Raw genomic sequence first — 21045 nt, forward strand, 5'->3', positions numbered from 1 at the left:
ACTATGAAACCCGTTCATATCCGACGCGCTATTCCTGCATCCCAAATATTAGAAGAAATAACTGAAATCTGGTGTCAATGGCGTAGACAAAAGCTACCACTGTATTTGTTTTTGGCGATGTGTTTCAACCTAGTGGTTGCACCTCTAGTCTATGCAGCTACTGGTGAACAACTTTCCCGCAGTCAATCTTGGGGATTGGGGCTATTAGGACTGGTGACGCTAGGGCTTTCCATCTATCTATTTTTTGTCATGTTTGTACCGGAGAAATTCTAATGAGTTTTGCACGCGAAGCTAGCAGAGCTGTTCGTTCTACCTTAGTACTTTGGGTTATTGGAGCGATTATTTATCCTTTTGCGATGATTGCCATTGGGCAGATTGTGTTTCCCTTTCAAGCAAACGGTAGTCTACTGAAAAATAGCACAGGTCAAGTTGTAGGTTCTGCTTTGATTGGTCAACCTTTTAGTAGCGATCGCTATTTTAACAGCCGTCCCAGTACCACCAGCTACAGCACAGCTGACCCCAAAAAGGACGATGCGGGAGTTTTGAAAACTGGGGTTTCTGGTGCTAGTAACTTGGCTCCCAGTAATCCGGCATTACTGGAACGCATCAAAGGTAAAGATGACCCAGATCCCAGCAAAAAGGTTGAAGGTGACTTCAATCGTCTGAAAACGGCAGGTGTGCAGCCGACTGGGGATTTAGTCTACACCTCTGGTTCCAGCCTTGACCCCCACATCACCCCCGAAGCTGCGATCACACAAATTGCACGAGTAGCCAAGGCGCGAGGATTTCAGCCGAACCAACTAGAAACTTTGATTTCTCAAAACACCGATAATCGTTTTCTCGGCATCTTTGGCGAGCCTGGAGTTAATGTTTTAAAGTTGAATTTAGCTGTGGATAAAATTAAGGGATAAAGGCATGAGAAGTAGCTAAAAGAGCTATTTCCTATCGTATTTAATTTCAAACCTTAGATCCCCGACTTCTTAAAGAAGTCGGGGATCTTGTTGTCTACGAATGATTAATAAGGGCTATATATTACAATACGGTTCAGTTAAGCATTTCTTTCTTCTCTTTGCGTCCTTCTCTACGAGACGCTACGAGTAGCTTGCTTCTCCGTAGGAGTATGCGTCCTTGGCGGTAGCCTGCGGCAAGCCGCTTTGCGTCTACGTTAAAAAAATTTACTTTGACAAAGAGGTTGAGAATTATACAAAATATATCTCTAAATATATGCTATTTTAACTACTCAATAAATATATATTTTATTCATTCCGATATATCATATAGGTTTAAAATATATCAAAAATAAATTAAATTGGTTTTAAAATATTGCACAATATTATTAGAGTTAAATACAAATATTTTGTGTTCAAAAATAAAAAAGCTTTCCAGCCAAACTTATTTGGTGTTTTAATCCAAACAAATAGTATTTAAGGCTTTGAATATGCACACTTCGGAGCTTTTGAGATTTTATTTATTCGCCCAAACAAGTGTTAATCAGTCCAGCTTGATTGAAGCTAAACCGACTAGAGCAACACATCATGACATCAAACCACAGGGCGGAGATATTCCATTTTTAGCAGTGTTTTTGGCTCACATTTGCTTCATGATTGTTTGGGCAATTGTCGTTTATATTGTTTCATATGTTTGCAAAGCAGTAGAAGATCCCCCAGAAAATGCGGCACAAGATAAAGACGAAATAGTAAGCATCAAACATTTACATCAACATCCCTGTAAAAACTGCCGATTTTTTAACAACAACCATTATCTAAACTGTGCAGTACACCCTGCCACTGCTGTAACTATACAAGCACTCAATTGCTCTGATTACAAACCTAAATAGGTGAGTTTCTTTTCTCGCCAAACTTATGGTGATCGCTTTATGCCACCCTTGCCAATTATCCTCCAAGACTTTGTGCAAATCTTCCTCACCTATGAGTTTTTAGGACAAAAAATCGAGGAACGGAAAATTACCCAGGCTTTTATTGACCAACTTGCAGACAATTTAAACAGAGTTTAAAGTTTGGAAACTTCATTTGAGAAAACTGAAGACATTTTATGAAACAAAAAGAGACGATATTTGTTATTCCGACTCATCGACTCAGAGATGTAGCACAGACCATCGAAAAGTATGATGAGAATTTCTGGGTAAATGGTCATGCCTTAAAAATCATCGTTTTTGACGATTCCAGCATTGCCAATCATGAGAAATATTACCCACTTTTAGAGCAGACTAAGACTGTCAATGATGTGTTTTATGTCGGACCCCAACAGAAAGAGCAATTTATTACATTTTTAAACGAAAGACTGCGCGATAAGAAACTTGAATCACTGGTGAGAAACTTATTTCGACCTAGTTATGGCGGAAACCGCAACTTCACGCTGATGTATACCCTTGGTCATTTAATGGTTAGTGCAGATGACGATATGCGGCCAGATGCATTAATTGAAACTAGCCCAGAGTCTTTATCAGGTGATGAAATATGTCGAGGTAAATTAATCAAGTCTAGTCAACAAGGCGGCTTTGTCCATAAATCTTTTGACTTACTCACGGCTTTTGGTGATGTTCTAGGTCAAAAAGCCAGCCATGTACCGGAAAACTTTGAGGCTGGAGAATTGGTTGTTGATACAGCAATGAACTTAGAAACTAATACGACCAAAGGTTACTTTCGGGAAAACAGCCTCTTATTACAACAGGGAAGAGTATTGAATAATGCGATTGTTAAGATTGCCCAGACTTTTCGCACCGGAACTAACGATATTGATACACTTGATTTCATTCATATGTATCTCAATGATGAAAACCAAATAAGTCCAAATGACCTGAATGATTTTTATATTCTCACTAATTTTAGACCTGTTATTACTAACAAAAACTGGAGAATGGATTGTGGAGTCGCTGGATATGATAATCAGCTAGGTTTGCCACCTTTTTTCCCAACTCGCCTCAGATTTGAAGATTATATCTACAGGCTTTGGATACAGCAAGAAGGCATTGTAGCTGCACACGTTGATGCTGTCCAAAACCATATTAGAAATAATTACATGCGTAATCCTTTGGCTAGTGAACTATTTAATGAAGAAATATGTAGCCTGCTGAAAAAGAAGATTAAAAGTAGTGTTTATCATCTTGATGACCTGGGAATCAAGTTTGATTATTCTGGCGAGGTCACGTTGCAAGACTCTGAGGAAATATTGGAAAAAATTTCTGCTATTCACAGCCAGGTAGTTAAAGCCTCAATCTCTACCCAGAATGAAGAACGTAAGCAGTCCCTCCAATTATTTGCGGAGAATTTATCGAGAGTATTTTATGGGTTTGAACCCGACTTTTTTCAGCAAAACGTTTCCAGAATTATCGATGATGTCATTAGCCAATTTCACGGTTCTCTAGAAATATGGCCAACTCTAGTGGAAATCTGTTACTTTTACAAAGATAAAAAGGATTTACCGCAAATCAGAGTTAAAAACAAGAAGGTAAAGTCCAGAAATGGCGCTAAATCTAGCGAGATTCCCGTATAAACGCGACCTTTAGCAAACAACTTCCAGCTATTTTCAGGTAAATAGACCACGCCCTACGGGCACAGCATTGCTGTGCCCCAACGACAGATGTAATTTTTCAAATTATCCATTTTTAGTATTTCGGTGTTTGCTGTCAATGCGTAAGTCCTAAATCAGATTGTCTGTGGTGTTTTACAAATCTGCAATTAGCCGCGCCTTCCGGAGGAAGAATTGGAGTACAGTCTCTTCACGGGAAATGATATCAACCTTACCCTCCATTCCTGATTGAATGTGACACTGATTTTTACCTTTACCTAAAATCAGATTTTCCGGTTCAATGCTCACTTCGTAGTAACTACCAGCCGTTGCTGCTTGCCGAGTAACAGGTGTGTCATTATATGCATTGCTACCATTCTTTTGGGGAGTAATTGCATCTGGAGAAATCGCCTGGACTTTACCCTTGAGCGTACCATAATCTGGGTAAGGACAAGCACTAACCCGCATTTGGACTTTTTGACCAATTTTTAACTTGTTCTTATCTTCAGATCCCACTGCTGCTTTTATAACCTGAGCTACATCGCTAGGTACAATTTGCACCATTTCCTCGCCAGCACGCAGGGTTTGACCGGGATTTCGGAGATTAAGTTGAGAAATAATACCATCAGCAGTGGCTTTGATGGTGGTTTGACTTAAGTCCATTTCTATTTGTTTAAGTTCGCTGGTATCCCCTTGTAACTGTTTTTCAAGTTCAATTTTTTGTTTAACTAGGGCTTGGCGATCCTTTTCTAAAGTTGCTTTGTTGCTTTCTCCTGCGGCTTTTTCTTGGGCGATGCGCTCAGTAGCAATAGCAACTTCAGCATTACTGGGGTTGAGAGCAGTTTGGGCGCGTTCTCGTCTTGCTACAGTAGCAGATAGTGCTTCTTGCAACCGCTCAATTGTTTGTTTTTGCGCCTCAACGACGCCTCTTTGCGCTTCCACTGATTGTTGTTGCTGTTTCATAAGCAGTTGTGCTTCTTCAAATTGGTCTTGAGATAGGGCACCGACTGCGGCTACGCTCTGATAACGGCTTTCCTTTGATGTGGCTGCACCCAAAGCAGCTTCGGAGGCATAGAAATTGGCTTGTGCTGTTTTTAACTGTTCCTTACCTACCTGCAATTCTCTTTGAGAAATTCTGATATTGGCATCAGCTTCTTGCAACTCGGAAACAGTAGTAATTTTTTTGTCTTGATATTCTCGGTAGCGACCCCTTAATTCGGCTTGGGCACCTGTAATAACCCGGTGAACGCGGTCGGTTTCGGCGCGAATCTGGCTGTCGAAGGCTTGAATCTGGGCATAGGTTTGCACCAGTTGTAATTTAGCTTGTTGAATATTAGTTTGCAGTTGACTTTTTTTAGTTTGCAGACGGGAATCGTCAATGGTTGCAATAGCATCTCCCTTTTTAACAACTTGATTTTGTTTGACATAGATTTGCATTACTTGACCTTCGGTTGTGGCTTGCACAACCCGCAATTCCCCGATTGGACGAACAACCGCCTGTCCTTTAACTGTGACTTTATATTTAGCGATCGCTGCGACTGGAATAGCTAAACTGAGAATGCCCAGGATAATCATGCCGCCAAAGGTAGTCCAACGACTAACTGGTGGTAAAAATTCGTTTGTTTGAATTGGAGTTACAAAATCTGTGTTGTTAACCATAGTTTAGTGCAGTATTAAAGAAAAATACGATTTAATTAATCGCAGTAGGCTTGCCGTTAAGGTAGGAGGCAGAAGCTGCGATCGTTAAATCATTTTTCGATGGAAGAATATCATCTAGGAAATTTAAATGGTCGCCTTTGATTTGACGCAACTCTTCTGGTGTACCTTGAATTTGTAAGTGTCCTTGTTCAAGCAGTACAATCCAATCTGCTCGCTGGATGACTTTTGGCCGGTGACTAATCATAATAGTGGTCTTACCCCGGCGATAGTAAAGCAATTGATCTAGTATTTGTGCTTCGCTTACCGAGTCGAGGGCACTTGTAGATTCGTCTAAAATCAGAATCGGGGGTTGAGTAACTATTGCCCTAGCGATGGCTAACCTTTGCCGCTGTCCCCCAGAAAGATTTGCACCAAATTCTCCTAAAACAGTTTGATATTTATCGGGGAGTGTGCTGATAAACTCATCTGCACCAGCAATCTGACAAGCTTCCACAATCCTTTCAAAACTCATGTCAGGATAGCTAAAGCGGAAATTATCGATAATTGAACGACTCCAAAAATGTGGTTCTTGGGGAATTAACACCACCTGTTGTCGCAGACATTCTAAAGATAAGTCTTGCTGGTTGTAAAGACCATAACGAATATTACCCGACTGAATTTTGTATAAACCAGTAATTAATTTAGCTAGGCTACTCTTCCCGCACCCAGATTTACCAATTAAAGCAATTACTTGACTGCCGGGAATAGTTAGAGAAAAATCTGACAACAGATCAACTCTACCTGCGTGGTGAAAGTTGAGTTGACTACAGGTAATATCTGCATTTCCAGGAATTTCTGCCCAAGGCTTTTTAAAATCATTTTCATCTTCTGGAGTAGAATCAATAACTTCTGTTAAGCGTTGAATGACTATTTGAGCGGTAATAAATTCATCAACTAAGCCAATGGCAGAACTCAGAAAGCCGAGAAAGTTTCCACTCATGCCGTTATACGCAATCAATTGCCCGATACTTAGAGTCTGATTAATTACTAAGCTGCTACCTATCCAGAGGATGCCAATATTAATGAAAGTGGAAAGAACACCAACGAGGGTGCTGCTGTAAAGTCCTAATTTCATCGTACTCCAACCCAAGTTAGCAAGCCGACCGTAATTTCCTTGGTACTCTTCCCAAGCTTGGGGTGTGGCTTGGGTAGTTTTTAACACTTGGACACCACGAAAGGTTTCTACGAGAAAGCCTTGGTTTTCTGTACCCGAAACAATCATATTGCGGGTTTTATGGCGGATAGCTGGTAAAAACAGCAGACTAACAGCCGTAATCACCAGAAAAGCAGCGATGGAAGCTAAAGTCAGTTGCCAACTGTAGAACAGCATCAAAGCTAAGGAAACTACAGCAATAAAAAATTGGCTAGGTAAACCGAGGACAATTTGAGAAACAAGATTATTGATGGCGTGAACATCAGAAATTCGGCTAACAACTTCCCCACTGCGTCGGGCTTCAAAGTAAGAGAGAGGCAAATGTAGGAGTTTGCGTCCATATTCCAGAATTAGCCCCAATTGTAATCTTTGACCAAAGTGACCAATTAGATGAGATTGCACTAAGCCAATCAGACTTCTAATCAGGTTCATAGCTATCACCCCAATTGCTACAGTCGTTAGCAGTTGGGTATCTCCTCGCACTAACACATCATCCGTCAGCAGTTGCATCATAAACGGAGTAGCCAAAGAAAGGATTCCAATGGCGATGTTGATAGCGATCGCTTGGGCAATAATAAAACGATAGGGGTAAATTCTTTGGATATAACGCCCAATACCACCGATTTTATCAGACTCTTGGTGATAAAAGCGACTGTCATCAGGAGCCAGAAGTAACATCACACCATTAGCCCAACCCGCCATTAATTCTTCACGGGTGAGATAGCGGATGGCAAGACCAGGGTCGGCAATTACGTATTTTTTACCTCTCTGTCCGTATAACACTACCCAGTGGTTACCTTTCCAGTGAATGATTGCTGGTACGCATATTTGGTGCAATTGGTCAATAAGTTGGGGTGTAGCTTTGACTTGGCGGGCATTAAATCCCAGTGTTTCCGCTCCCCGTTTCAAGCCCAATAAGGACGTGCCCCGCGCACCAGTACTTACTGCTTCCCGGACGCGGTTGAGGGTAAAGGTGCGTCCGTAATGTTTGGCGATTGTGGCAATGCAAGCAGCGCCACAGTCTTCTTCACTGTGTTGAAGAACAATCTGGTATTTCATTTTCAAGTGCAATTATTAGGGAGAAAATAAAGTCGGGTCATTTGACCCGACTTTATTGAGCGTTTGGCTTGTCAAATGAGACTTTTGACAGCTTGGCTGACGCGCTAAAAAGTCATCATGCTTGCCTTACAACCCATTTGCGGTATGTTTGAGAGATTGAAAACAGTAAATTTGCTTCCAATTTAGCCTACGCTATAGAGATTGATATCATATGGATTGCCAGCGGTGGATTTGTCGTCTTGAAATTCATATTTTTTGCCATCGGCCAAATTGTATGATTTGTTTACCACATAATCTTTTCTACCGTCAGTATCAAATTTAATGATTCCTCCTTTGTATGTAGTCCATACCAGTCCTTGACCTGGTTTTTGCACCTTTGATGACGTACCATCTACGAAGTAGGTAATGTCATATTTGGTTTTGTTTGTAACAGTAAATACCTCCTGGGCTCCGCCAGTAATTGTTTCACCAGCTTGTTCGTCAAGTTCTTCGATCAAACCCAAGCCTTCTAAGATGTTTTGATTGTTTGACATGATTTTTTCCTTGATCTAAATTGAGTTAATGCAGAGGTATTTGGTTGAAGAAGAATTCAGAATTCAGAATCAATTAGTGAGTGATTCAGACCTGCCACTAATTTTTTGCACCAAATCTATGATTTGGTGTAGGTCTTAAACCCGTTTATTCATCCGTCAGTCGCACAGAATTCAATTAGATAATTCTGGTAACTGACTCCTGAATTCTTTATTGATTCAATCTTGCCCAACCTCATTCGTAGATTGTTGAGATACAGCAGAATTCAGAATTGGCAAGTAAAAGAGCCTTTAATACTTAAGTTGTGTACTTCATCAATTTGAACTCATTTGTCTTGTTTAGTATTTCATGAAATTCATTGGGAGATTATTAAAAATAATTAAGAGTCAACTCATTGAGAGCTAAATAGGATTATTTTATTAATTTCACGGGAGAATATTCAACACCTTATTTCTCTGTGCTTGGTTGCAAACAAGGATTTTTTGGCTTTGCTTATAAAGCAAGACTTTGAAAAAGATTCAAGGTCAGCATCTTATTTTTTTGTCATCAGAGATATAAAATAGCGTTAAGTTACTGGAATCTGATAAGATTTCCAACAAGTACAATAACTACTTGTTCTCTTTTTCTTGAAGCCACTGATTTCGGGTCTTTTTTGGGAAAGGAAAATAAAAAATGTCTCATCTATTGTGGAAAACTCTGGTACTAACTCCAGTAGTTTTGGGAGTGACGGTGTTGGTTACTGCGAGGGCTATGGCTTCTAAAGTACCAGGCTCTTATGCAGATATAAAGGCAAAAGTTACTCAGACAGAAGCACCAATAGCTTCTGCTGCTTCAATATTCATTCAAACAGAGCAACCAAAAGTTAATCAGCAGTTGGTTGCCCAAAAGACTGATAATAATAAGGTTTTAGAAGAGGTTAACCGCTACAGTAGCGAAGGCAAAAACCAAAATTCACTGTCTCAAGTCACATCAGTTTCTCAGTTTTCTGATGTACAGCCGACTGACTGGGCGTTTCAAGCTTTGCAATCCCTAGTTGAACGCTACGGTTGTATTGCTGGATACCCCAATAGCACTTACCGCGGCAACCGGGCATTGAGCCGTTATGAATTTGCCGCAGGTTTGAATGCTTGTTTGGCTCGGGTTAATGAACTGATTGCGACAGCAACTGGTGACTTGGTATCAAAACAGGATTTGGCGACCCTCCAGCGTTTGCAAGAAGAATTCTCGGCAGAACTAGCAACTCTGCGTGGTCGAGTAGATGCTGTAGAAGCACGGACTGCTGAATTAGAAGCAAATCAGTTTTCCACTACCACAAAATTGGTGGGTGAAGCTATTTTTGCCGTTACTGATGTTTTTGGCGGTAACACTGGCGATGCTAACAATACTGTCTTCCAGGATCGGGTACGTTTAGACTTGCAAACTAGTTTCACTGGTAAAGACATTTTACACACCCGTCTTGCAGCCGGGAATGCAACAGCCTTTTCAATAAGAGATAACGCTAATGGGGTTATCGATACTGCTGAAGGCACACAAACTCTTCAAGTCGGTAGCACTGGTAACAACGGTGTGATTATAGACTGGCTCGCGTATTACGTACCCATAGGCCCAGTCCAAGCTTACTTTGCGGGCACCGGAGGTATTCATAGCGATTATGCTGCCACTAACAACCCTTACTTTGAGGACTATGATGGCGGTAATGGTGCTTTGTCTACCTTTGCTAGTGAAAGTGCCATCTATCGCATTGGTGGTGGTGCCGGTGCAGCACTGACTTTACCCTTTGGTAGCGGTGGCAGTTTTTTCAAACCAAGTTCACTAACTATAGGCTACTTGGCGTCAAATGCTAATGATCCTGGGCCAAATCTAGGTTTGTTGGAGGGTAACTATGCAGCTCTTGGACAGTTGAACTTTAGTGTTGGCGATCGCTTGGCTATAGCTGCTACTTACGTTCACGGTTATCACGGTGCAGGTGGTAATTTATTTGATCTAGGTGGTGGTTTAGGTAGTCCTAACCGCGTCGTAGGCACTAGTCAAGCTAACACTCTAAGTGCCCTAAACCCATCTTCCAGTAATTCCTATGGTGTGTCGGCAGCCTTCAGACCAAGCGACAAACTGTCAATTAGTGGCTTCATTTCTTACCACGATGTCACAGGTTTTGGTGCAAATGATGATTTTCAAGCTTGGAGCTACGGTCTTGGGGTAGCCTTGCCTGACTTTGGTAAAAAGGGTAACGTTTTAGGTATTTTTGCTGGTGCAGAACCCTATGCCTTTAACCGACCAGGTTTTGTTGGTAACGATATACCTTATCACTTTGAAGGCTTTTACAAGTATCGCGTCTCAGATAATGTCTCAATCACCCCTGGTGTAATCTGGTTGACCTCTCCTGGTCAAAACAGCGATAACGACGATGCGTTTATCGGTACGCTGAGAACAACTTTCACCTTCTAAGGGTTTACAGCAATTTGCTGTAGGGACGCATAGCTGTTATTGGTGTCAATTTAAGCCAAAACACCAGAGAAAACTCTCGTTTATAGCCTCTGGCTAGAAATGCATTAAAAGCGGCTCTGCCGCAAATTCAGGAGGCGGCAGTCCCCACAATAGCTATTCCCAGCCTCTGGCTGGGAATGAGAGAAAATTTTTTGGCTTACTGGCTTTCAGCTTAAGATGACACCAATGCATAGATGTGGGGCCCTACAGTAATTTAAAATCTCCTTTCCAGGTTCTAGCACTTCATTAGACATCTGGTGAAAATTAATTATGCGTTCACTCAAACCCTTGTAGAGACGCGAAATTTCGCGTCTCTACATTCTTTTCTGGAGATGTCTATTGGGCTGCTGCCGCAAATTCAGGAGGTGGCAGCCCCCACAGAAGGCATTCCCAGCCTCTGGCTGGGAACGAGGTAATTGACTCAACTCACCTTTAACCTTGATTCAGCGTACCTGCCATTTTTTGCAGTTTTCTACCCACCTCTTCCATCGTGTAGAAGAACGTGAAAAACCGGAGTACCTCATCCATTGGGTAATCTTGCTGTTTAATTTCTTCCAATCGATTTAATTGCTCTGTAGCATTGGTAAGTGCAACTTCCATTCCTGACAAAGATAAACTAGGCTGGTGCGATTTGACAGCGGTTGCTAGGGTGAGCATTGCACTCTCAGTTTCCTGTGCCAATTGGGTAATTTGAGGTGAAAGAATTTGCCAGAAAGTATCTTGCTGTCTAGCAAGTACGGTATGTTCCATTGTCAAGATGTGTTCCCAAATCCTGCGGATGAGAAACTCCCAGGCTTCATTCACCCTTTTTTCTGGCGGTTCGTTTGTCTGTCCTTGTCTGACTTCCTGCCATAGCGATCGCCCTTTGCTCAGTGAACTAATGATACTGCTTTTCAACTCATCTACACGGGGGCGATCATAGTTTCCTGTAAAGGCAGAGTCCACAACCAACTCATAAAACTGCTCCAAATCAGTTAGCGTTTGTGACAAACAACGCCTCAGCTCTACCCCAGCTGAGGCAGGAAAAATAAAGTTGTTTACCAACAGTGCCACACCAATACCCAAGAGGGTTTCGAGAAACCTGCCCCACGCATATAGCCAAGGAGATTGGCTGTGACTCAAAATGACGATCGCTGACACATACCCTGCCAATTTTGCCGCCTCATTAAATTTCCAGTAGGAAGTCAGAAAGATGGTCAAAAATACACTGATTCCCAATGACCAGAAATTAGTACCCAGTGCAACCGCAAAGATGGCTCCACCTATAGCACCAATCACGGTGCCAATTATTCTCTGAATTCCTAGCGTCAGGGTGCTGCCATGAGTAGATGACATCACAATGATCGCAGCAATCGCTGCATAGAAAGGATATTCCCATCGCAACGCCTGAGCAATTTCTAAAGAAATTGCCGATGCTATTGCCATTTTGAATGCCATCTTAGCTAGCAGAATTGTTGAGATTCCATCAGGAGTAGCAGCCCAAATTTTTAATCCTGTGATCATTCTCAGCTGAGGCGATCGCTGTTTAGGTGGAAGGCCATTGGAGGGTTGTATCATGGGTATCGGGCTTATTTAATTTGACAAGCGATCGCAATCACAACATTACTGATAAAATATCGAAAATGCGAGAACTTTACCCAGCGATCAAGCCTTACTTAGAAGGGAGTTTACAGGTTTCTGACCTTCATAGCATTCATTTTGAAGAGTCAGGGAACCCGCAAGGTCAACCCATCGTTTTGCTGCATGGGGGCCCTGGTGGTGGATGTCCAGATTTTTATCGGCAATATTTCCACCCAGAAAAATGGCGGTTAGTGATGTTTGACCAGCGCGGTTGTGGTCAAAGTACGCCCCATGCTGAATTACGAGAAAACACCACTTGGGATTTAGTCAGTGATATCGAAAAACTGCGCCAACATTTAGGTATAGAAAAATGGGCGGTCTTCGGTGGTAGTTGGGGTAGCACTTTATCATTAGCCTACAGTCAAACCCATCCCTCTCGATGCACGGCATTAATCCTGCGTGGTATCTTCATGCTGAGGCAAAAAGAGTTGCAATGGTTTTACCAAGAGGGTGCTAGCTATATTTTTCCTGATGCTTGGGAAGAATATCTTAAACCAATTGCGATCGCAGAACGTGATGATCTGATCGCAGCATATTACAAGCAGTTGACCAGTCCAGATTTAGAAATTCAATTGACAGCAGCGCGTGCTTGGTCAATTTGGGAAGCTAGTACCAGTAGACTTTTCTTAGACCCAGAACTCATGCAAAAGTTTGGCGAGAGTGAATTTGCTTCAGCTTTCGCTCGGATTGAATGCCATTACTTTATGAATAAGGGATTTTTTGAAAGCGAAGATCAATTACTTTTAAATGTAGACCGTATCCGCCATATTCCGGCTGTAATTGTTCAGGGACGCTATGATGTAGTCTGCCCGATGATCTCAGCTTGGGAATTATACCGCGCTTGGCCAGAAGCCGAATTTATAGTGGTTCCTGATGCCGGACATTCGATGAGTGAACCAGGAATTTGCAGTGCTTTGATTGAGGCAACAGATAATATTTAATTCGGTTGAATACTTAGTACAGCATTTCATTAATTCGTAGCGAATTAATGAAAGGCAATCCCCTGCAATGCCAATGTGTCAGCTTACAATACTAATGCGTCGGCTTACATTATGAATGCATCGGCCGCATTGTGAATGCGTCGGTTTACATTGTGAATACATCGGCCGCATTGTGAATGCGTTGGTTTAGATTGTGAATGCGTTCCCCTGCATTAAAAACGATACGCTTTTACGCAAAACTGTACTTAGCTTGGGGGATGGGGGAGTTTGCCAAAGGAGCGGATGTAAAACTAAACCCACGACAAGGCAATCCTTACCAGGATGCGAGGGTATTTTGCAGTATTTATTTTGTTTGATGGTAATTTTGCAAACAGTATCGCGACAATCGATATTGAATTGGTCTTTGATCCACGAGACTAAGTAAAATAAAGTTGGACTCAAAAGCTGATAAAACTAGCTTATGCAAGACTCTAAACAAGAAATAAATGCCAGAGCTTCTATAGATTTAGAACAGCGAAGGAATTGGTATTCTCCCGTTGCTGATATTTATTACAACGCCAGAGCACAATATCCAAAGCAACTGATCGAGCGGTCCGTCGTTTTAGCCCAACTTTCCTCAGATGCATCGATTCTTGAGGTCGGTTGTGGTCCAGGAAATGCGACGGTAGCTTTTGCTGAATTTGGTTTTTCAATGACGTGTATTGAGCCAAACCAGGATTTTTGTCATTTGGCACAACGCAACTGTGCAACCTATCCAAACGTTGCAATCCACAATACCTCATTTGAGGAGTGGGAACTGGAAGCAAAACAGTTCAATGCCGTTCTATCTGCTAATGCCTTTCACTGGATACCGTCAGAGATTCGGTATGCGAAAGCAGCGACGGCATTACGCGACAATGGGTTTCTCATCCTGCTATGGAATCTGATGCCTGAACCGAAATACGAAGTTTACCAAGCGATCGAGGAAGTGTATCAAGCCTATACTCCCTCACTTGTCCGGTATGAAGGTGCGGAAATTCAAGCGGAAATTTTGAGAGGGTTTGAACAAGACATTCTAGACTCTGGTTATTTTAAGGAGTTGGTGACTGAGCAAATCGCGTGTGAGGTTACGTACAGCATTGATAACTACCTTAAGCTATTAAGTACCTCTACGAGACTGGAGCCAAAGGTGAAGGAGTTGCTATTTGCAGGATTGCGGGAAAAGCTGAGGAACTTTGGAGACAGTGTACACCTCTCGTTTCTTTCTGCTGTTCACGTTGCCCGAAAAGATGGATAAGCTGTTGAATTGGTTACGTAATGACGCAGCAGAACAAGTCATTGGAGCGGACGTGCGAAGTCTTTCTGTCTAGCGTTACAGTTTGTCGATCGCCGCTCAATTTGGTCGTTAAACTCATTTTTAAGAATTCGAGAGTTACTATTATAATCGCCATAAGCTTGCTGCCACAGCGGAAAGGCTGCCGATCAGAATTGTAAAAATTACAGTTCAAGTCCGCGACTCTGTTGATGGGCTTGCTCCAGATCATGGTGCATTGACTGTGGAAACTTATACTGTATGTGAAGCATCAATGTAAGTAGTTAACTACAAAAAAAGAGCTATGCGAATTCTAATTATGCAAAGCAGTGTGTTGTTGCTCCTGACTGCGGTGACAACTGGGTGTGTCGGTTCTTCCTCTGTTACAAAACAGCCACAAGCCTTACCAGTAAGCACTGAACAGCCGACGAAAGCGACTGTGTTGACCTCAACACCTACACCGATTAGAAAAACTACAGAGAATTCTACCCCTGAAGCCACTATTGCCACGAATCCGACGCGCTGTGAAACTAGTCAATTGTCAGTGCGTCGAGTCTCCGAAGATGCTGGTGTTGGGAATGTTGCCCTCACCTACGCCTTCAGCAATAACACCTCATCCCCTTGTAACCTCTACGGTTATCCTGGATTGGCACTATTGGATGAAAAAGGTCAGCCTTTGGAGGGGGTTAAAGTTATCCGCTCCCAGGACACTTACTTTTCGAGTAAGCAACCTCGGCAACAAGTAACTCTAGCTCCTGGAACACAAGCCTCATTTCAGATAGCATACAACCACGTTACTTCTCCAGAGGAACACTGCCCAATGTCTAGTAAAATTGAAATCACGCCTCCTAATGCTTACCAGCATTTTACCCTTACAGAAGAAATAAAGCCTTGTACAGGCAAAGTTAGAGTAACTCCAGTGCGAGCCGTTAACACTCAACCCTAGTAAATTTCTGTAAATTACTCAAACATCCAGAAATAGCATAAATTTGATCAGAACCTCTGATAAGTTCAGTATTGTACTCTTTAAAAAGGTTAAAAAATTCTATGGAAGGAATTGATGTTGCCGATCAAGACGGCAGAGTAGATTGGACAGCAGTAAAAAACTCTGGTAAAACTTTTGCGTTTGTCAAAGCCACAGAAGGAGTTAGCATCAAAGATTCTGCTTTTGCTCATCACTGGCAGACCATGAAAACTGTTGGTATTATTCGAGGTGCTTATCATTTCTTCCACCCCCATACATCTGACCCGGTTCAGCAAGCGAAGGAATTCTTAAAAACGTTGGGAAAATTAGAACCTGGAGACTTACCACCAGTTCTGGATATAGAGGTAAATGATAAAGTAAATAGCCAAGCTGTAATTAATGCAGCGAAGCAGTGGTTAGCAGAGGTGGAAAAAGCCCTTCTACAACAAACAAAAAAACCAATCAAACCAATCATTTATACCTTCCCCAGTTTCTGGAAAGAACTCGGCAATCCATCTGATTTTGCTAGTTATCCGTTATGGATTGCCCACTACGGAACCAAAAACCCAACTATTCCTAGCGCTTGGCAGGGGCAATACCTAATCCATCAATATGAAGGTGATATATCTGGTGTACCTGGTGTTAGTGGTCGAGCCGATTTGAATAGATTTAATGGATTGCAGCTAGGAGATTCTGGGCTAATAGTCAAACAATTACAACAGCAATTAAAAAATATTGAATTATATACTGATGCCATTGATGGGCATTTTACAGAGTCAGTTAAGAATGCAATTGTTAGTTTCCAAACATCTAAGGGATTGCAAGCTGATGGAATTATCGGTATAAAAACTTGGGTAGCTTTATTGTGGATTTAGAACGGATTGTACACTGAATAAATAGACCAATACTCACCATCAAATGAATGTAAACATGCGTAATGTTTTACGTCTAATGTTTACTTATTTTAATTAGCGATCGCACTTGTTTGAAGTATAGCCACTTCTAAAAAAGCCCTGGCAGCAAAGTCAGGGCTTTGCTATAATCTATATTTCTATATCTGATTAACATCGAAATGCACAAAAGTGAGATTTGACCTGGAAAAAACCTTTAAGGATTCGTTTGAGTGAATTAAACTTAACCCACCTGATAGCTTTATTCACTTCTACCCACTGCCGTTTTCTTTGACTTGCTTCTGGATAATCTTCACTCAGCATCTCTACTGGTAACAAATACATCTTGACCCGGTAAATTTTGCCTCGTTTGCGGTACTTGTAAGTGCCCAGTTCATTAGCGTCTACCTGCCCAATCACCCCTGCTTCTTCCCACGCCTCTTTGGCTGCTGAATCAAACGGACTCATACCATTAGGAATATCTCCTTTCGGAATCACCCAGTGTTGAAAGTTACGGGTTGTGATTAGCAAGATTTCGACTTTACCGTTGTTCACTCTATAAGGAATCACCCCAGACTGTTTTAACACTTTGCTGACTTTTCGACTCATATAATTTGCATTCTGTACGGTCTAGCTTTTTTGTACAATGTTTATTTCAAAAAGTCGAGAGCTGATACTGGATAAATTTTGATTAATCAAAATTTATGAAAAGGTTAAAAACTTCCGCATCCATAAAAGTTAATTATTGAAAGTTTTTTATTAATCTCGTAATATCGTTTCCAGGTAAAACTTGGAAATGCCGAAAAAGTAAGTGGGCAAGAATAAATCAAACTATGTTACGCAATATAAAATTGATTAAATTGGCTCTTAATAAGCGGCTCTAGTACAGCACGGCGTAAATAAGCAGACCATTGAAAAGCCCTAAAGAGCTTATTCCATAATACTTTTGACTTTTGACTTTTGACTTCCGCCTTGCGGCTCTAGCCCTGACTACAAACCTTTAATTATTCACGCCCACTTACTTAGCTCTAGCTTTGCCGCTTGGATGAGAGGCAAAGCCTCCCAGTTACATTTCTAGTCAAAGACTCTTAACGAGATTACGAAATTTTTAAAGAGTTGGGCTGAAGTTGACGCAGATGAAAAATGTTTTGTCCCTAGCACGTGTTGCATCTATACAAGAATTTTAATATCTGTGGTTTTAATATAAAGTCAACTCACTTAAAATGTGTATTCCTGATGGCTGATTGACAAATGCAGCACTACTCAATACTTTACAGATTCTGGCTTAATGTCAGAATATATGCCACCAATGTAATTAACTTGACTTTTTCATATTTTGGTAGATATACAGCGAAGATATTGTATTTAAATCTACTTTTTTATGGTTATCTTCATCTTTATTAGTATTTTTAAACAGTACTGTAAACGCACCAGCCCCTAACCTATCTTGAGGAAACATCCGATAACAAGGCATTGTAGTTAAATGCGACTGATATTTAGCTAAATTACTAATTTCCATCGCCTGAAACTGGGGAAATCGTTCCAAAAACCATTCACAAACTTGCTCATTTTCTTCGGGTGAATATGTGCAAGTCATATAAGCAAGATAGCCTTGTGGTGAAACAATTTTAGCAGAGTTAGCTATAATGCGCTTTTGCCGATTTGCACTTTTATTAATAGCGGTTGGGTGAAAACATCCGGGTGCTTTTTCACCTTTAGCGAGTAAAGATTGTCCAGTACAAGGAGCATCAACTATTACTAGATTGCTAGAGCAGGGAAACATTTGGGCAAATATACTCGAATCTCTATTCACCACTGCACTAGGGCTGATCTGGCAACGCTTCAAATTAGAAATTAGCATTCCTAGACGTTTGCCAATTACTTCATTAGTGATGATTAAGTCAGGTTGTAAAGCTTTCCAAGCGAAGATACTTTTACCTCCTGGTGCGGCACACATATCAAAAATTAAATGCACTGACTGAGGAATAGCTAACAAAGTAGTAGCCGCAAACACCGAAGAAAAATCTAAACAATAGAAATATCCTTTTTCATGCAAGGGATGCTGACCGGGTTTTTCTCCCAGGTATAAGCGGTCTATAAATTGTGGTTGCCAATAGGTTGGTGTTTCCACTGCCAAAGGCGAAATCTCTGGCTTTTCTTGACACCAAAGAATACTGGGTGAAAAAGGCTGAGGATTCATTAAAGCCTCGATAAATTTTTCTTGCTCATCTAGATTAGTGAACAAACGCCGCGAGACTTTAAGTAATAAATTAGAAGGTTTTTCCATGTGGATATATAAATAATAACAACTTTCATAAATCAGAGTACAGATGCAATTATCTGGAAACCAATACGAAATATGACACTTCTTAATTACGAATTACGTTGTATCAAAATCCAAATCAAACTGTTACACAAGAACAATGTAATTAAGGCTTTTGCCTTCATACTCAAAATATAATGACCGCCATTGGGATCGCAATGGCCAAGCTACCCCACTGCACCGGAGAAGGTCATGATCTTAGATAATTTTCGGCAAAAATTACGCAAAGAAGCACATCTATGGAGGGATGAAGGATTAATTAGTTCTTCGCAGTATGAGCAAATAGCAGAACGTTATCAATTTAAAAACCTGGAAGCTGCTGCACGCGATCGCAATAAAGCGATCGCGATCGCAGTGGGCGGCATACTTTTATGCTTAGGCATAATTACCTTTGTAGCAGGAAACTGGCAAGCAGGATCACGAGAAGTCAAATTTATTCTAATGATGAGTTTGTTTTTTGCGATCGCTATCACTGGTTTTTACACCTGGATAACACCTGAAGGAAAAAAGCCACAAAAAAGCAAACGTTTACTGGGAGAGGGGTTGCTAATTTTAAGTGCCTTCATTTTCGGTGCAAATTTACTGCTAATGGCCCAGATGTTCAATATTGCCGGTTCAACTTCCCAATTGTTTCTCGCTTGGGGGTTGGGTGTTGTGGTGATGGCCTTTAGTTTGTGCTTAAATTCTTTAGGAATTCTGTCAATTATTCTCGTGGAAATCGGCTATTGGACGGGATTAGAAGACTTGTGGTATTCTTCAGGTGAGTTAACTTGGTCGCGACTAGTGGTGCAGCATATGCCTTTGTTGGCATGGCTGGTGTTTGTACCCTTAGCCTACTTCTGTCGATCGCGTTGGATTTTTGGTCTAGCAGCCTTTGTCTTTGCTAGTTCCTTACAAGCCAACCTCAATCCTCTGCCACTGCTGAATTATGCTGATATAGCCCCTTGGGTGGCATCTTTTGCTTTTGCACTCCCACCTGCATTATTCTGGAGTTATGATGACTTGCTGTTCCCAAGCATAAATTACAGGTTATTTCAATCCCTGGCCCGTAATTTAGCGTTGGTGAGTTTTGGCGTTGTCTTTTATGTTCTGTCTTTTCGTTGGGTCTGGGAATCTCCAAATTATGGTTATAATCAGCCAACGAATGTGACAAACTTGTTTGAGTCTCTGCCGATTATCGATTTAGGGATTCTCAGCGGCTTGGCTGTATTGCAATGGTTGTTTCTACTGCGTCAAAGAAATAACCCTCCGCGTCGCGAAGTGATTTTCACGACTGCTGTCATTAGTACCTTTCTTGTGTTTATTGCCCTAGTACCTTTTTGGCATCAAACTATCAGCCGGGTTGATGAACTTGGTGTTTTTATTTTCAATGTACTTCTAGCAACATTAGCCTGGGGACTAATTCAAGAAGGATTGAAATTAAGCAACAGAAGTTCCTTTTGGGGCGGTATGCTCTTATTAACACTACAAATTATCAGTCGCGTGCAAGAGTACGATACCGACTTACTTTTCAAGTCCCTAGTATTTGTCTTGTGCGGTTCCGCTTTAATTAGCGCTGGACTCTGGTTTGAACGCCGCCTACCTGGTGGTAGCTCTACAAGTAAGAAGTAGTGCAAAAGATGAAAGAAGCCGTGAAAATTTTAGATTTTTAATTTTGGATTTTGGATTGAATAAAAAAATCTAAAATCGTTCAACTGAGCGTTCGCGTAGCGTCTCGTAGAGAAGCCGAAGTCTAAAATCTAAAATTCTGAAATCTCTGTGCGTCAAAATTTTTAAAGTTTCTCTGCGTCAGTCCTAATCTCGTTACTTTTGACCTCCTCATGACCTCTGCTTTTTAGGACTACGCTCATGACTAATAGTTCTCCTGAATCTAAAAATAAACCTTTGTCTCCCGAAGCTGAATTCTCCAATAAGGTGACTTTTCGGGATTACTTGATTGCCACTGAACAAAAATCGAATAAGCCTTTACCTTTTTGGCGGTTATTAGCTCCCCTGGCGCTGCAAACAGGGCTAATTATGGCAGTACCAGCCCAAGCAGTTTATACAGACGTGACGGGCAAGACGGTGATTTTGCAAACCGTTCCTGTAGATCCTAACAATGTGCTGGAAGGTAACACCTTAGCGTTAGATTACAACATATCCCGCACCGCAAATTTGAGCAGACTGCCTGGTTGGCAAATATTAGTCAGCAAAGGTCGTGGAAGTGGCCGAATATTGCCTGAAGGAACCAACATCTACGTGATTTTGCAAGAGCAACTATCCTTTGGTCGCGGTGTTCCTAGAGCTTGGAGACCGTTACGAGTGACTAGCGATCGCCCCAATTCTCTTAGAGCCAATCAGGTAGCCTTAAAAGGTGTTTATCAGGATGGCTCTGTTAACTACGGCTTGGAAACATATTACATAAAAGAAAACCAACGGCGGCAGATTACCAACGACTTGCAAGCCCAACGCGCCCGTAGAGGACAGCTACCACCCATTGTGGTAAAAGCGAAAGTAGATCCACAGGGTAACGCAGTGCCAGTTAGTATGTGGGTGCGCGATCGCAACTATCGCTTTTAAGCTC

Annotated in this window: 19 protein-coding genes; 13 read left to right on the forward strand and 6 right to left on the reverse strand. The window is 41.5% G+C overall.

Translation table 11 applies throughout. The annotated features are described in order from the left end of the window. Nucleotides 1-3 precede the first annotated feature (3 nt). The 5 genes from V7K85_RS33420 (at nt 4) to V7K85_RS33440 (ending at nt 3513) form a co-directional block, all read left to right on the forward strand. Nucleotides 4-273 carry a potassium-transporting ATPase subunit F gene (locus V7K85_RS33420; protein WP_334820534.1) on the forward strand — a complete coding sequence of 90 codons (270 nt, stop codon included), beginning with the start codon at nt 4-6 and terminating at the stop codon, nt 271-273. After that, entirely contained in the window at nt 273-911 is a 639-nt protein-coding gene (kdpC, locus tag V7K85_RS33425; protein WP_334820536.1) for a K(+)-transporting ATPase subunit C, read from the forward strand. Before V7K85_RS33420 ends, kdpC begins: the two co-directional genes overlap by 1 nt. Nucleotides 912-1501: 590 nt before the next feature. Continuing rightward, nucleotides 1502-1837 carry a hypothetical protein gene (locus tag V7K85_RS33430; RefSeq protein WP_334820538.1) on the forward strand — a complete coding sequence of 112 codons (336 nt, stop codon included), beginning with the start codon at nt 1502-1504 and terminating at the stop codon, nt 1835-1837. Further along, entirely contained in the window at nt 1838-2014 is a 177-nt protein-coding gene (locus V7K85_RS33435) for a hypothetical protein (RefSeq protein WP_334820540.1), read from the forward strand. A gap of 38 nt (nt 2015-2052) precedes the next feature. After that, nucleotides 2053-3513, forward strand: a complete 1461-nt coding sequence (locus V7K85_RS33440; protein WP_334820542.1) for a hypothetical protein — start codon at nt 2053-2055, stop codon at nt 3511-3513. A 171-nt stretch (nt 3514-3684) separates the two neighbouring features. Here V7K85_RS33440 and V7K85_RS33445 read toward each other — a convergent pair whose 3' ends face one another. The 3 genes from V7K85_RS33445 to V7K85_RS33455 all read right to left on the reverse strand — a co-directional run bounded on the left by V7K85_RS33445 (nt 3685) and on the right by V7K85_RS33455 (nt 7971). After that, nucleotides 3685-5187 carry an HlyD family efflux transporter periplasmic adaptor subunit gene (locus V7K85_RS33445; RefSeq protein ID WP_334820544.1) on the reverse strand — a complete coding sequence of 501 codons (1503 nt, stop codon included), beginning with the start codon at nt 5185-5187 and terminating at the stop codon, nt 3685-3687. 31 nt (nt 5188-5218) lie between these two features. Next, a complete protein-coding gene (locus tag V7K85_RS33450) occupies nt 5219-7438 on the reverse strand; it encodes a peptidase domain-containing ABC transporter (protein ID WP_334820546.1) in 2220 nt (739 codons plus the stop codon). Nucleotides 7439-7620: 182 nt separating this feature from the next. Continuing rightward, complete coding sequence (locus V7K85_RS33455; RefSeq protein WP_334820548.1) at nt 7621-7971, reverse strand: hypothetical protein; 351 nt, start codon at nt 7969-7971, stop codon at nt 7621-7623. 670 nt (nt 7972-8641) lie between these two features. Between V7K85_RS33455 and V7K85_RS33460 the strand changes: the two genes are divergently transcribed. Together V7K85_RS33460 and V7K85_RS33465 are read left to right on the forward strand one after the other, a co-directional pair. Next, on the forward strand, nt 8642-10414 hold the full coding sequence (locus V7K85_RS33460; protein ID WP_334820550.1) for an iron uptake porin: 1773 nt from the start codon (nt 8642-8644) through the stop codon (nt 10412-10414). A gap of 296 nt (nt 10415-10710) precedes the next feature. After that, nucleotides 10711-10869: a hypothetical protein gene (locus tag V7K85_RS33465; protein ID WP_334820551.1), complete on the forward strand. Its 159-nt coding sequence runs from the start codon at nt 10711-10713 to the stop codon at nt 10867-10869. Nucleotides 10870-10885: 16 nt separating this feature from the next. On the opposite strand, the gene V7K85_RS33470 is transcribed toward V7K85_RS33465, so the two are convergent. Next, nucleotides 10886-12010: an FUSC family protein gene (locus tag V7K85_RS33470; RefSeq protein WP_334820553.1), complete on the reverse strand. Its 1125-nt coding sequence runs from the start codon at nt 12008-12010 to the stop codon at nt 10886-10888. A 65-nt stretch (nt 12011-12075) separates the two neighbouring features. Here V7K85_RS33470 and pip point away from each other — a divergent pair, with 65 nt between their 5' ends. From pip to V7K85_RS33490, 4 genes are all read left to right on the forward strand, one after another. After that, the gene (gene pip, locus V7K85_RS33475) at nt 12076-13014 is read left to right on the forward strand and encodes a prolyl aminopeptidase (protein ID WP_334820555.1); all 939 of its coding nucleotides are present in this window, start codon (nt 12076-12078) and stop codon (nt 13012-13014) included. Between the two features lie 460 nt (nt 13015-13474). Next, nucleotides 13475-14290, forward strand: a complete 816-nt coding sequence (locus tag V7K85_RS33480; RefSeq protein WP_334820557.1) for a class I SAM-dependent methyltransferase — start codon at nt 13475-13477, stop codon at nt 14288-14290. A gap of 319 nt (nt 14291-14609) precedes the next feature. Beyond that, on the forward strand, nt 14610-15251 hold the full coding sequence (locus V7K85_RS33485; protein WP_334820559.1) for a DUF4232 domain-containing protein: 642 nt from the start codon (nt 14610-14612) through the stop codon (nt 15249-15251). Nucleotides 15252-15352: 101 nt separating this feature from the next. Continuing rightward, nucleotides 15353-16144 (forward strand): GH25 family lysozyme, encoded by a 792-nt coding sequence (locus V7K85_RS33490; protein ID WP_334820561.1) that lies wholly within the window; start codon nt 15353-15355, stop codon nt 16142-16144. A gap of 186 nt (nt 16145-16330) precedes the next feature. Here V7K85_RS33490 and V7K85_RS33495 read toward each other — a convergent pair whose 3' ends face one another. Next, nucleotides 16331-16768 (reverse strand): NUDIX hydrolase, encoded by a 438-nt coding sequence (locus tag V7K85_RS33495; RefSeq protein WP_334820563.1) that lies wholly within the window; start codon nt 16766-16768, stop codon nt 16331-16333. Nucleotides 16769-17474: 706 nt separating this feature from the next. Beyond that, nucleotides 17475-18446, reverse strand: a complete 972-nt coding sequence (locus V7K85_RS33500; RefSeq protein WP_334820565.1) for an RsmB/NOP family class I SAM-dependent RNA methyltransferase — start codon at nt 18444-18446, stop codon at nt 17475-17477. Between the two features lie 228 nt (nt 18447-18674). On the opposite strand from V7K85_RS33500, the gene V7K85_RS33505 reads away from it, so the two are divergent. Together V7K85_RS33505 and V7K85_RS33510 are read left to right on the forward strand one after the other, a co-directional pair. Next, on the forward strand, nt 18675-20093 hold the full coding sequence (locus V7K85_RS33505; RefSeq protein ID WP_334820567.1) for a DUF2157 domain-containing protein: 1419 nt from the start codon (nt 18675-18677) through the stop codon (nt 20091-20093). Between the two features lie 237 nt (nt 20094-20330). Further along, nucleotides 20331-21041 (forward strand): GDYXXLXY domain-containing protein, encoded by a 711-nt coding sequence (locus tag V7K85_RS33510; RefSeq protein ID WP_334820569.1) that lies wholly within the window; start codon nt 20331-20333, stop codon nt 21039-21041. The last annotated feature ends 4 nt before the right edge of the window (nt 21042-21045 follow it).

The organism is Nostoc sp., from assembly GCF_036917615.1.
Classification (GTDB): domain Bacteria; phylum Cyanobacteriota; class Cyanobacteriia; order Cyanobacteriales; family Nostocaceae; genus Nostoc.